A 12070-nucleotide genomic window follows, 5' to 3' on the forward strand; every position below is an offset into this window, starting at 1 on the left:
GGGGCACGCTGTCAGCCCCAGTCCACGTCGCGCGTGAACCGCCGGTAGCTGTGCCAGTCGGTCCCTCCTACGCGGTCGTTCAGTCGCGGGATTCCGAGGTGCTCGCACTTCAGGGCCGCTTCGTCCGCCAGTCGCGGATCGACAGGGCCATTACGGTGGCCGTGGACCTCCCAAAGCATCCACCCAGCGTTGGCCGTTAGCTGTCGAAACTCCAACAGAACCTCGCCTCGGAACTCTGCCAAGGCCATTCGCCCTGCGGCGACCTCGGGCACCTTCGACGAAACGCAATTCCGATATCGTCGCCCGACTTGGAGGTGCTGGTTGACCGTCAGAAGCGGAAGAAGCTCATTGTCTTCGACCGTGACTGGATGAGGCGGAAGGCGATCCGCGCGCCTTAACATGCGCTGAAGCAGCCGGGGCAGGGTCGAGGTCGGGTTCATTCGAGCGATAGCGTCGGCTACCGCCTCATCTTTCGCCTTGGAGTTCACAGACTGAACGAAAACGATGGCGTGGTTGAAGGTGTTGGCCTCGACCGGACTGTCGATCCGGCTCAGCGTGTTGGCGTGAACCCATCGGGGATCGAGAGCCGCCATAACGCGCATCTTCGTTCGGGTGATCTTGCCGCCGGATCGCAAAGCGGTGGCGGCACGCTGATCGTCCGAGGCAAGCACATCTCGGATTGCCAGATAGTCTTCCGGGCGGTCCAGAGGTCGCTCCCCGATGCGTTCGAGCGCACCGGGGAAGCCGTCAGGAACTTCGCCATACGCACATCGCAGGATATCGCTCACGCGGCCGTGGCGCAGCACCTCGGCGAAATCGGGCGGGAATAGACTGACGGTGGGCTGGAAAAGTCCGTCGTTAACTTCACGGGCTGCCAGTGCCGCAAAGATTGACTGACGACGCGCAGGAGACGCCTTCAACACGCGCGACAGGATGCCGGGCACCTCATCGTCGAGTTTCACGAGCGCGTCAGTGGACCAACCTAACAGGCCGTCCTCACCCATGCGCCAGTTCCCAAGGGAAGCGGCCTTCGCCTCTGTCATTGGATTGCGCGGCGAACGCGGCCCATCTCCAGCGGCGGCCTTCGATCCCAACTACGGGATGATCGTGGACTACCCGTTGAACCGGGCCTTCGAGATCGCTGAGCAGCAACCGAACTGCGACGACCTCGGGAACGAGCACCGGCACGGTTTGCCCGTGCTCTTCCACCTCGGGCGGATCGGTGAAGAGCCAGTCCGTCGTCATCAGCCATTGGGCTTCGCCAACGGCCTTGTTGAGGAACCACTCCAGTTCATTGGTGTCAGGTTGTCCGTTGGGCAGGTGATCTACGCGCATGGCGAAGCACCTCATCGGCTCGTTGGTCGGAACCAAGTCCCCTCCTGTCAAAGGAGATCAGGGTCTCATGGAACTCGAACTCGTCAACCAAAACGGAGGTAAGTGATCTTGTCGAGGATGGGTGTCGTCCGAGCTTCGCTCGAACGGCTCTCGTGCGGTTGCCTCGCTCACTGCCGTTCGCCGGCAGACCACACGGAGCGACATTGGATGCGTTGGCTTCCTAATCCACGATGATCACGAGAATGATCTTCGCTCATTCCAAGACCAATTGAACAAATCCCCCTGTCCCTTCCACACACTGGATTTCGTCATTCGACGAGGCAGAGGCAGAAGAGACAGGGGGATGTTTTCATTCCTGAGCCGGTATGAACCTCGTTCCGCGACGTTTGGTGTTACCCGCTGGTGGTTGCCCGGTGCCAGCAAATCGCGCCATCCTGAATAGTGACAGGGGTATCTGAACCGCGTCGTCCCTTGGACGATCCGCTGCCAACTGAATGGCGAGTTCTGAGTAACGTATCACCTCACAACGGTTGACCGCCCATTGCTCACGGGCGGCGCATCTCACGAGTGCCGAACGAGGGGACGCTCCGTGAGCTTCTGGGGCTTCAACTCTGTCTCGACGGACCCCAAATCAAATGTTGCCTACGCCCGCATCGCGGACGACGGTTCCTTCGAACCTTGTCGTATGGACGGCCCCGACAGATCGGGTTCCACTTGCCCACTCTTAGCTCCTGTGCCGGTCTAAATCCCGGCCTTTTCCAGTGTGCGGATGGGGCGCGTCCCGCGTTCAAACCCCTGAGTGCTATGTTCCAATCTTACTTATCTTGCGGCGAAACTTCCATTTTATTCTGGAGATCGGGGCGGCTCTGGATGAGCTTCTCCCGCTCGGCGGCCGTGTAGATTTTGCCCGGCTCTGGGGCCTTTTTCGGCGTCTTCGAGAGAGGCTTACGCTCTGGTTTTTTCGGAACAGGAATTGGGCATTTCGCCATAGCTCGCCGCTCTGCCTCCTCACGAGCGGCTTTCTTTCGTTCAGCCTTGGTTGGCTGTCGGCCCTTTGTGAGGCTGAGATTCTTCACGGACCGATCCCTTCATCCATGAAGTGGCGCGCGACGAGCACCCCGTCAGAGATCGTCAAGTTGGCCCCCTTCGGCTTTGGCCAACAGCTTGCGGGACAGTTCGTCTTGGTAGCGAGCGGGCAGGTTTCTGGCCCGAGCGATGGCCTTGCTCAACTTTGCCCGCTCCGTCTTCACACGCTTGGTGAGCGGCGGATTTGCGATTTTCCTCGCCGATGGGGGCGGGGATTCAAGATACTTCAACCCGCGCTGAATTTCCGCCTCTGACCATTTCGGAAATCGGTCCGCAATCAGCTTCGCTGCTTCCTCACGCGGTCTGCTGCGGAGGTCGTTGAGCCATTCTCGGTGGGCCGTTCGCTTCGTGTTCGTCATCGTCATCGTCGTGAAGTTTCTTTGTATGTAGCGGATGAAGCCATTGTTGATGTTCACGCGCGTCGCATTATTGCCCACAGTTCATCGCTGCCCCAGCGTGGTGGCTGAGGCTTTGGTCGTCTGATCGGGATAGAAGTCCCGGCAGAGATGAGGCTGGTTCCCCATCTCTATTGTTACGAGACCTTGAATGAGGTCTCTACGGGAGAGCGCGACAACTCTCCTCGGCTTGGCCAAGCATCATCAAGATACCCGAGATCATCTGCCTGACAAGCAAGGGCAATTTGCCAGAACTGCCCGCGCGGTTCGCTCTGGGAGCGGGTTTGGCAATGCTGACCGCTTCAAGGGAACGGGTCTGGCAAAGGCTGGATCGCTTCGGGGCAAGTTTGGCAAAGGCGCCAGCATCAAAGGTGCGATTCTGCCAAACTTAACCGCTTCTCTGCGACGAGTTTGGCAACGAAATAAATTCGAGCCAGTCGATGCCGTCAGTCCGAAAGTCCGAAAGGGAGAAGCAGCGGGAAGAGTTGGCCGCCCTGCTGGGGGAGCCAGTCTTCCTACGCGACGAGGCCGCTCCGAAGATCGGCAAGACGTCTGCGGCCATGGATGTGGAACCCCACAAGAGACCGCCGTTCTATCAGAAGAAGGCGGGGGGCACTGCGCTTTATCCGCAGTCGTGGCTCGACGAGTTCAAGCGAACTGGTCAGGTCATTTCCCCCGAGACAGGCAAGGTGATGAGCGGACGGCGGCCTTGGCCTCCAACAGCACCTACCCCGGCCTCCTCTGTCCCGGTCCCGCCGAAGAAGCGGATCAACAAGAAGAAGCAGGATGCCGCGAGGTTTGTCCTCGATCTCATTGAAGAGACCGACCCAGAGCGGCGCAGGAAGTTTATTGAGGGGGAGCCGGAGTAGCCTTGTTCCCGTTCTCCCAAACACCCCCCGAAACCAGCCATCCAGCGGCCCGGAAAGCCGGGCTTCCAGAGCCGCTCGTCGATGTGCCTGACACCATCCGTTTTGGGGGACGGCGTTGGCTGCTAAAACCATGACATGGAATGCCGCGCCCCCGGATGCTCAAGCGATCAGCTTGTAGATTCACATATCGTCCCCGCAGGTTTTGCGCGCTGGATCAAGGAGCAGGGTAGCGAGCCAGTCCTGACCATCACGCAGGACCGCACCAGCGCGAAGAAACAAAACGGTATGTTCGTGAGAGACATACTCTGCGGCCTTCACGACGGGCAGCTTGGTCGGGAGTTGGATGAGAAGGTTCTCGATCTAAGCAAGCGGTTCACAGCGCGCAGCGTCGATCTGGGCGACTACTGGCGAGTCGACGACATTGATCCAATGATCATAGTGCGCTGGATCGTCTCCACGTTCTGGAGAGCCTCGGTCAGTGAGCGACCCGAATGGGAAGGGGTTGATCTGGGAGAGTTTGAGGACCGTGCTGGCGAGGTGGCGTTTGGCGCAGACATCACGGTCCTGCCTGAACTCTCCATGGAAGTGGGGCGGTTCAGGAACCAGCTTCATGGCACCTCCTTCGAGGCGGACAAGATTGTCACCATGCCATGGACGATCCGACACAACGGGCACGTCGGCTACATGATGAATGTTGGCGGCTTTCGCATTCTCATGAAGTTTGATGCGCTGTCGCATCCTCACCCTGCCAACGTTTTTGATGTGGTTAGGCAGAACCGGCTCTCCGGCCGGTGGCACTTGATCGAAAAGACCTTCGACTTCGAGACGATGACCAAGTTCGTAGATGCCTCCTATCGCCGCGACGAGGCCAAGGGCATCAAGCGGTAGCTGCGCTTCTCGTTGACGCCTCGACAATCCGTGAGAGCCTGTTCTCCCAACAATGGATCGGAGAACACCCCTGACCAAGCGCGTCGCGATCTACGCTCGTGTAAGCACGGCCGATAAGAACCAGACCGTGGAGAACCAACTCCGCGACCTGCGGGCAGTCGCCCAACGGCAGGACTGGGAGATCGTGGCCACCTTCCTCGATGAGGGCATCTCGGGTGCCAAGGGCCGTGAGAAGCGACCCGGCTTCGACAACCTGTTGAAGGGAGTGGCGCGTAGAGATTTTGATCTGATCGCGTGCTTCTCGGTCTGCCGGATTGGCCGTTCCCTGCCCGACCTGATCCACTTCCTCGGCGACATCCAGACCAAGAACGTGGACCTCTACGTCCACACGCAGGGCCTCGATACCTCGACGTCTTCTGGCCGCATGATGTTCTCGATGCTCGGCGTCTTCGCCGAATTCGAAAGGGCCATTCATAGGGAGCGCGTGCTTTCGGGCTTGCGGCGGACGACCAAGAAGAGCGGTCGCAAGCCCATGCCGCAGGATCGTCTGGAAGCGATCAGGAGGTCGTTGGAGGACGGTCTGGGCATCAGAGCCGCCGCCCGGCTACATCGTGCCTCCACGACCACTGTGACGGCCATTAAACGCTCGATGGAGAGCGTCGCGGCCTGACGTCAAAGACGGTCGCAGAGAACCGTTCGAGACGTTGACCCCGGACGCTCCGAGGACTCTGCTCCCGGCCTGACCACCCGAGTCGCGGAGCAGCCCCATGGCCGATGACGGCAACACTTCACCAGCCGATAGCGCGGCCTACCAGCACGCCGAAGACGGCAGCGCGTCCGTCCCTGTCGCGTCCACCATTCCTTTCAGTAACTTGGCTGATCGCGGCCTGTAGGCGCTGACCAGAAATTGGCCAGAAACGCTGCAGCAAGCCGGTTGATTGCCGTGTCCGGCCGCCTCCTGGCTCGTCGTATCGCGAGCTCGCACCGCAGCCTTGACCCTCATGTGATCTTGAGAAAGTCAGCGTCTCCCAGCGATCGGTCGATTGCACCTTCGGGCGTGAAGGTGTGTCGAACATCCGACCGGGCGGCCAGACCTGAAAAAGTCCCTGCTCGCCCTGTCATTGCACCGGGCTCCGACACAGGGCCCTACTCCGGGGCGGTCTGGTCGAAGACGGCGACCAGACATCGCCCGCGATTCCCCGCCGGGGGATCGACCGGGCGCCGGGGACGCTGCGCCCGCCCCCGAAGGGCCGTTGTCGGGGCTGCCTCAGCGCCCTCCCGTGCGCAGCCGCCAGGAGCCGGGCTCGATCACTGAGCGGGGCCGTGCTGACGGGGCAGATGTCGCGGATGCAGGGTCGTACGCCTGGGGGGACGGGGTGTAGTTCCGCGGAGGCAGCGTATAGGGCCGCGGGGCCGGGGCATGGATGTGAGGCGGCGGAGCGTAGGGCCCTGCAGCGGGGGCCGGCGCTGCTGCCAGGACCGGAGGCGGTTCCGGTGCAACCACAACAGCCGGAGGCGCGGTCAGGCGGCGAACGAGCAGGCTGGGGTCCCCGACCTCGGCACTCGCCAGACAGCGGTCGCGAGGCAGGCTGTAGAGATCGGCCACAAAATCATAGAGGCCGCGCTCGACGGCGGTCCGCACCGCCAGCTGGACCGGTTCCATGGCGCTGCCGCCGGCGGTCAGATCGAACAGAGTCCCCCCCATGAAGTTGAACACACCGGCGCGGATTTCATGGCCGACGATCTGCTTCTGGTAGGAGGCGGTGGCGACCACCTCCTGGGAAATTGTGTCAATCAGGCGCAGGTCGATGGCGACGTTCATGACGTAGTCGCTGCCGGTGAAGCCACCCTTGGCCCCGACGATCTCCACGGCTCCGGCCGCGATATCCACGCCGCGCGAACGGATGTTGTAGTTCAGCTCGGTCACGCCCCCGACGACATAGTAGCGTGAGCCAGCGATCTCTCCGGCGTAGACCGGCCGGAAATTCTCGCGGCTCTGGCCTGCCTGCTCCGGCGTATCCGACAGCAGGTGGCTCTGGGCGTACTGTCGCTCGATCTCGGACACGCCCGGATCCAGGCGCTCGACGGTCGGCACTCCGGCCCGGGTCAGGGCAGTGACCGCGAACAGGGCTGCACCCTGGCTGACGATCCGGCCGGTCTGAAGATCACGGCGTCCGGTCAGGTCAGCGATATCGCCCACAGCCAGTCGCGGAGCGACACGCCGGGCTTCGCTCGCCGCCGAGGCCAGACAGCGCAGGGCCTCCGAATAGGGAGTCTCGTTATCGGTGGCGGGAGCACCGCCGCTCGGACGGGCATAGAGGCCCGTCTGCGGATCATAGGCTGTGCTGGCGCAGCCCCCGAGAACCGCAGCCGCGGCGATCAGGGCGACCCCGGACCTGAACCGGTTCATGCCGGTGCTCCCGGACCGATCGGCAGGCAGGCCCCGCGGGCGTCGCCCGACTGGAGCCCTGCCACAAGCTCGAACACCCCACGCTCGACGAGGGACCGAACGGCGAACTGGATCGGCTCCATGGCCCCCGTCCCTCCGTTCAATCGCCCGGTCGCCGTATCGTCACTCCCGCGCAGGTTGATGCCGCGGACGTTGAGCCCCCCTTCGACCCCGACGACCTGCTTCTGGAACGTCACGGTCTCGACCACCTCCTGGGAACGGGTATCGACCAGCCGCAGATCGACGGCGACGTTCAGCACGAAGCGCGACTGGCCGATGGCGGCGCCGAGGCGATTGCTGTCATCATTCGCGGCCTGGCCGCCCTGGAGCTGAAGGCCCGAGGACGCGATGTTGTAGTTCAACTCGGTCACCCCGCCGACGATATAGTAGCGCGAACCCGCGATCTGGCCTGCCAGGATAGGACGGAAATTGTCCGCGCTCTGGCCCGCATACTCCGGCGTGTCGGAGAGCAGGTGCTGGCGCGCATAGTTCAGCTCGATCTCGGCGACCGTGTTGTCCAGCCTTTCAACAACCGGCACCCCGGCCTGTCTGAGCGCCGTGATCGCGAACAGCGACGCGCCCTGGGGAACGGGCGTCCCGCTATAGAACTCGTTCCGGCCGGTCATGTCGGCGATCCGGCCGACCGCGACGCGTGGAGCGGCCCCGTCCCACCATCCGGCGCGGACCGCCAGGCATCTCAGCGCGGGGGAATAGGACGATGGATTGGCCGTGACGGGCGCACCGCCCCGTGGATCGGCCCCGGCGGGGGCCGCCGCGAGAGCGAGGGTCCCAAGGACCAGCGGCAACATCAGACGCGGGCTCATTGGGCATTCGCCCGGGCGATGATGGTGCCGTTATTGGTTTGCCGCGCATTCAGGACCACGACGTTGTTGCTGCCGGTGACCTGCACCGTCAGCAGATTGCCGATGGCCGTGCTGGTGGTCGTGCCGCCCCCGCCTGCCCCGCTCTGGGCGTAGGCTGCACCGGTGCCGGCATCGCTGCTGCTATAGTTCGAGTAAGCCTGCCCCCGGGGGTCTACGATCCGGCCGTTGACGATCAGACGGTTGCCGTTCGCGTCGCGTGTGCTCGGATTGTAGGCCTGTTGGGCGACCCGGCCCGCACCCCCATAGCCGGACTCCATGGTCCCGAGACCTGATCCTGAGACGGACTGGGCCAAAGCGAGGCTTGCCGGAGCGAGACCGGCCAGAATCGTGGCCGCGAAGAGAGAGCGTTTCATTGGGGATATGTCCTGGTGAGGCTTTTGAGGCGGAGCCCGCAGCGCCCTTGGGGACACCGGCCGGCTCCTCGACGGATCAGAAACCGGTGACGGAGACGACGTTGCCGATGGCACCCGCCGTGATCGTCGTCTTGCCCGCGACATTGCGCACGAAGGAGTCGACCGAGGCGTTGACGCCGGCCTCATTGTTCTGGCCCGAGTTCACCACCGAGAGGCGCGAATTGATCGAAGCCGCGTTGCTGATTGCAGCGGCGGTCGCCGACATGTCGCCACTAACGCTCTCGATCGCCGTGTTCAGGGTCGCCGTCGGGCCAGTGTTTGCATTCTGCAGGTTGTTGATCCGCCCCTCCATGGACTGGCTATCGATGCTGGACCTGTTGGCGACAGCCGTTGAGATCTGGCCCACATCTCCATTCACGTCCGCGACAATGCTGTTCAGGATCGACGTCGCGTCGCCATTGAACAGCTGAATGTTGTTGATCGCCGGCCCGGTCGTGACGTCAGCAACAAAGCCGTTGCCGATGGCAGCCGCAGTGGCGGAGAGGTCATCGCGCACAGTGCTGACGACGGCGTTCAGCTGGGCCCGCACATTGCCCTGGAGAAGCTGGCCTGAGTTGATGGCTTGCGCCTGGGCCGCACCGGCGACCAGGGCGAGGGCCGCCACGGAGGAAAAAAGGGAGATGGACTTCACTGTGGGGCTCCTGACGTACCCGTGATGGGCAGGCAGGCCAGTGCAAGGGTGGGGCCGAAAGCGCCTTGCTGGCACACGCTTGGTCGGATCAAGGCTGAATCCAGCCGTCAACCTATCCGGGCAGGCCGTTTTCAACCGGCCGGAGGCTGAAAAAAAATCGATGCCGGGGCCGGAAGCCAGAAAGGTGGCGGACCGGTATGTCCCGGAAAGCTTCACTGTTGTCCCGAACAGGCACAGGGTGGAGCAGACGGGGTGCCGGACAGGCCAGACCGATCCTCCGCCCCAAATGTGGACGAGGTCGCAGCCACTGGGTCTTGCGTCCGGCGCGGCATTGAAGATCGCCGGATCGCGAACCGACCCGGGCGACTTGAGGTGGGCGAATGGCCCGGATGTGTTCGGTTTGAGCGGACTTTCGCTCCGAGGATCGGCGGGCAGCGGCCAACGGTCCGCGACGAACAAGGCGCTTGATTGTGCCCGGCACGCGCATCTGGGTCTGTGTGCCGCAAGGGTTCCGGCAACGAATTGTGTCGTCCGCCGTACTTACAGGGCGCTGGCACTCGGCTGGAGTGCGGCGGCGACCCCGGAGGCCAGACCATGTCGATCGCCAACCACGCCCGGGACGGGGCCGACCGCCGAGGCTGGCGCTGGCTCTACCTCGCCCTTGCGACCCTCAGCGGGGCCCTGGGCCTGGTCATGATCGGACTGGGCGTCTGGCTGATCGCCCTGGGCGGCTCCTTCTATTATCTGGCGGCCGGGCTGGGTCTGGCGATCGGTGCAGGTCTGGCCTGGCGAGGTCGCGATACCCTGGCGCTCCTGCTGTTCGGAACCACCGTTCTCCTGACCCTCGTCTGGTCGCTCATCGAAATCGGGGGCAAGGGCTGGCTGCCGGCCTGGGGAATCGATCTGGCCGGACGCGTCGGGCTTCTGGCCGCTCTGGTGGCGGGCGTCGGCCTGGCATGGCTGATGTGGCGAGTCCCGCCGCGTTCCACACCCCGTCGCCTTGCGCTGGCCGGGGTTCTCGCCAGTGTGGCCGGACTCGCGATCGTCGTCTTTGCCGCCTGGGAACGGCCCGAACAGGCGGGGGACCCGGCGCGACCGGCTGCCGGTCGGACCGGCACCGGCACCTTGCAGGAAGCCGGAGCGGACTGGACGGCCTATGGTGGGACCAACGGCGGGCGTCGCTATTCCACGCTGAGCCAGGTCTCGACGGCCAATGTCGGCGACCTGCAGGAAGCCTGGACGTTCCAGAGCGGCGACCTCAATCCGGAAGAGGGCCGTGTCTTCTATTCGTCCCAGAACACGCCGATCAAGGTCGGGAACCTGCTGTACACCTGCACCCCCTCCAGTCAGGTCTTCGCCCTCGACCCCGGCACGGGCCAGGTTCGCTGGAGCCACGACCCGCGGGTTCCGGCCAGCCACATGGAGTCCCTGTTCACTGCCGCCTGCCGCGCGGTCGCCTATCACGACGACGGCGCTCCCGCGGGCCGGCCGGAGGCCGTCTCACGCATGCCCGCCGTGCCCGGTGTGATCGGCCCGGTCCCGCGCGGCGGCAGCCAGTGCCACCGGCGCATCTTCGTCGCCACCGCCGACGGTCGCCTGATCGCCCTGGACGCCGTCGGGGGCTTCCCCTGCCGCGACTTTGGTCAGGACGGCACGGTCGACATGACCACTGACATGGGCCTGCGCGAGACGGGCTTCGCCTCGAACACATCGGGCGCGACCGTGGCGGGCGGTTTGCTGATCCTGGGTCAGCAGGTGAGCGACAATCAGCGACGCGACGCGCCCTCGGGTGTGGTCCGCGCCTATGACGCCCGCACCGGAGAACTGCGCTGGGCCTGGGACGCGCTGCGGCCCGACGCGCAGGCAACCCTCGCCCCCGGCGAGATCTATCCGCGCGGCACGCCAAACGTCTGGAACATCATCTCGGCGGACGAGACCCTGGGCCTGGCCTTCCTGGCCACCGGCAATGCCGCCGCCGATCAGTGGGGCGGCAACCGCACCGCCGAAGAGGACCGGATGACCGACGCGGTGGTAGCGGTCGATCTGCAGACCGGGGCGACGCGCTGGGTCTACAGCACCGTGACCCACGACCTGTGGGACTATGATCTCGGGGCCCAGCCCATGCTGATCGACGTCACCATCAACGGCGCGTCTCGCCGCGCCATCATGCAGGCCAGCAAGACCGGCAACCTGTTCCTGCTGGACGCCGCGACGGGCCAGACGCTCCGCCCGGTCGAACAGCGCCCCGCCCCCCAGGGCGCGCCGGCGGGCGACTGGGTCGCACCGACCCAGCCGCAATCGGTCTTCTTCCCCAATATCGGCGGCGTCCCCGGCCGGGACCCCGAGCGGATCGACGCGCGTCACGCCTTCGGCCTGACCCCGATCGATGCGGCCCTGTGCCGGATCAGCTTCCACCGCCAGCGCTATGAGGGGATGTTCACGCCCCCGACGACCGAAAAGGACGGCATGCTGTTGTTCCCCGGAACGGTCGGCGGCATGAACTGGGGCGGTCTGGGCTACGATCCCCGGCGGCGGCTGATCATCGCCAACAATTCCCGCCTGCCCAACCTGGTCGTCCTGCACCCCAGTGCCGAAGTCGAGGACCAGCCCGTCGGGTCTGGCGGAGCCCGACCCGACCAGGCGGTTGCGCCCCACTCCGGCACGCCGTTCGGCGTCACCCGGCCGATCTGGTGGTCCGCGCTCCGGGTGCCCTGCCTCGCCCCGCCCTGGGGCTATATCTCGGCGACCAGCGTCGATACCGGACAGGTGGTCTGGTCAAAACCACTCGGCACCGGTTTCGATTCCGGCCCGCTGGGCATCCCCACCTTCCTGAAGATTCCCACAGGCACGCCCAACCTAGGCGGCCCGCTGGTGACCGCTGGCGGCCTGACCTTCATCGGGGCGGCCCAGGACAATTTCCTGCGCGCATTCGAGACCGGCACGGGTCGGCTGCTGTGGGAGGCCCGCCTGCCCGCCGGGGCCCAGGCCGGGCCCATGACCTATGAGCATCGGGGTCGTCAGTATGTGGCCATCACCGCCACCGGCCACGCCCGCTTCGAGACCACGCCGGGGGACTATCTGAAGGTCTACGCCCTGCCGGAGTGATCCACGAAGCAGGCC

13 protein-coding genes are annotated in these 12070 nt (G+C 64.4%); 5 read left to right on the plus strand and 8 right to left on the minus strand.

The genetic code is table 11. The annotated features are described in order from the left end of the window. Positions 1-11 precede the first annotated feature (11 nt). From SJY26_RS01260 to SJY26_RS01275, 4 genes are all read right to left on the minus strand, one after another. Positions 12-1004 carry a hypothetical protein gene (locus SJY26_RS01260; protein ID WP_396594359.1) on the minus strand — a complete coding sequence of 331 codons (993 nt, stop codon included), beginning with the start codon at positions 1002-1004 and terminating at the stop codon, positions 12-14. Further along, complete coding sequence (locus tag SJY26_RS01265; protein ID WP_396594360.1) at positions 997-1335, minus strand: hypothetical protein; 339 nt, start codon at positions 1333-1335, stop codon at positions 997-999. Before SJY26_RS01265 ends, SJY26_RS01260 begins: the two co-directional genes overlap by 8 nt. Positions 1336-2150: 815 nt before the next feature. Next, entirely contained in the window at positions 2151-2411 is a 261-nt protein-coding gene (locus SJY26_RS01270) for a hypothetical protein (protein ID WP_396594361.1), read from the minus strand. Positions 2412-2456: 45 nt separating this feature from the next. Beyond that, on the minus strand, positions 2457-2837 hold the full coding sequence (locus SJY26_RS01275) for a hypothetical protein (RefSeq protein ID WP_396594362.1): 381 nt from the start codon (positions 2835-2837) through the stop codon (positions 2457-2459). A gap of 464 nt (positions 2838-3301) precedes the next feature. Here SJY26_RS01275 and SJY26_RS01280 point away from each other — a divergent pair, with 464 nt between their 5' ends. The 4 genes from SJY26_RS01280 to SJY26_RS01295 all read left to right on the plus strand — a co-directional run bounded on the left by SJY26_RS01280 (position 3302) and on the right by SJY26_RS01295 (position 5466). Continuing rightward, positions 3302-3685 (plus strand): hypothetical protein, encoded by a 384-nt coding sequence (locus SJY26_RS01280; protein WP_396594346.1) that lies wholly within the window; start codon positions 3302-3304, stop codon positions 3683-3685. A gap of 135 nt (positions 3686-3820) precedes the next feature. After that, the gene (locus SJY26_RS01285; protein ID WP_396594345.1) at positions 3821-4573 is read left to right on the plus strand and encodes a hypothetical protein; all 753 of its coding nucleotides are present in this window, start codon (positions 3821-3823) and stop codon (positions 4571-4573) included. Positions 4574-4625: 52 nt separating this feature from the next. Then, positions 4626-5243 (plus strand): recombinase family protein, encoded by a 618-nt coding sequence (locus SJY26_RS01290; RefSeq protein ID WP_396594344.1) that lies wholly within the window; start codon positions 4626-4628, stop codon positions 5241-5243. Between the two features lie 97 nt (positions 5244-5340). Further along, positions 5341-5466, plus strand: a complete 126-nt coding sequence (locus tag SJY26_RS01295) for a hypothetical protein (RefSeq protein ID WP_396594363.1) — start codon at positions 5341-5343, stop codon at positions 5464-5466. A gap of 374 nt (positions 5467-5840) precedes the next feature. On the opposite strand, the gene hfaB (SJY26_RS01300) is transcribed toward SJY26_RS01295, so the two are convergent. The 4 genes from hfaB (SJY26_RS01300) to SJY26_RS01315 all read right to left on the minus strand — a co-directional run bounded on the left by hfaB (SJY26_RS01300) (position 5841) and on the right by SJY26_RS01315 (position 9409). Then, positions 5841-6983 (minus strand): holdfast anchoring protein HfaB, encoded by a 1143-nt coding sequence (hfaB, locus tag SJY26_RS01300; RefSeq protein ID WP_396594364.1) that lies wholly within the window; start codon positions 6981-6983, stop codon positions 5841-5843. Further along, a complete protein-coding gene (gene hfaB, locus SJY26_RS01305; RefSeq protein WP_396594365.1) occupies positions 6980-7846 on the minus strand; it encodes a holdfast anchoring protein HfaB in 867 nt (288 codons plus the stop codon). The genes hfaB (SJY26_RS01300) and hfaB (SJY26_RS01305) overlap by 4 nt, the downstream gene beginning before the upstream one ends. After that, positions 7843-8259 carry a holdfast anchoring protein HfaA gene (gene hfaA, locus SJY26_RS01310; protein ID WP_396594366.1) on the minus strand — a complete coding sequence of 139 codons (417 nt, stop codon included), beginning with the start codon at positions 8257-8259 and terminating at the stop codon, positions 7843-7845. Before hfaA ends, hfaB (SJY26_RS01305) begins: the two co-directional genes overlap by 4 nt. Before the next feature lie 76 nt (positions 8260-8335). Then, positions 8336-9409, minus strand: coding sequence for a hypothetical protein (locus SJY26_RS01315; protein WP_396594367.1), 1074 nt, complete (start codon positions 9407-9409; stop codon positions 8336-8338). 135 nt (positions 9410-9544) lie between these two features. Here SJY26_RS01315 and SJY26_RS01320 point away from each other — a divergent pair, with 135 nt between their 5' ends. After that, complete coding sequence (locus SJY26_RS01320; protein WP_396594368.1) at positions 9545-12055, plus strand: PQQ-binding-like beta-propeller repeat protein; 2511 nt, start codon at positions 9545-9547, stop codon at positions 12053-12055. The last annotated feature ends 15 nt before the right edge of the window (positions 12056-12070 follow it).

Origin of the sequence: Brevundimonas sp. R86498, assembly GCF_044598075.1 — a bacterium.
Taxonomy (GTDB): domain Bacteria; phylum Pseudomonadota; class Alphaproteobacteria; order Caulobacterales; family Caulobacteraceae; genus Brevundimonas.

Coding starts and splice junctions, on each gene's coding strand:
- SJY26_RS01260 (WP_396594359.1), bottom strand. CDS start 1,004: ATGGGTGAGGACGGCCTGTTAGGTTGGTCCACTGACGCGCTCGTGAAA.
- SJY26_RS01265 (WP_396594360.1), bottom strand. CDS start 1,335: ATGCGCGTAGATCACCTGCCCAACGGACAACCTGACACCAATGAACTG.
- SJY26_RS01285 (WP_396594345.1), top strand. CDS start 3,821: ATGGAATGCCGCGCCCCCGGATGCTCAAGCGATCAGCTTGTAGATTCA.
- SJY26_RS01290 (WP_396594344.1), top strand. CDS start 4,626: ATGGATCGGAGAACACCCCTGACCAAGCGCGTCGCGATCTACGCTCGT.
- SJY26_RS01295 (WP_396594363.1), top strand. CDS start 5,341: ATGGCCGATGACGGCAACACTTCACCAGCCGATAGCGCGGCCTACCAG.
- hfaB (WP_396594364.1), bottom strand. CDS start 6,983: ATGAACCGGTTCAGGTCCGGGGTCGCCCTGATCGCCGCGGCTGCGGTT.
- hfaB (WP_396594365.1), bottom strand. CDS start 7,846: ATGAGCCCGCGTCTGATGTTGCCGCTGGTCCTTGGGACCCTCGCTCTC.
- hfaA (WP_396594366.1), bottom strand. CDS start 8,259: ATGAAACGCTCTCTCTTCGCGGCCACGATTCTGGCCGGTCTCGCTCCG.
- SJY26_RS01320 (WP_396594368.1), top strand. CDS start 9,545: ATGTCGATCGCCAACCACGCCCGGGACGGGGCCGACCGCCGAGGCTGG.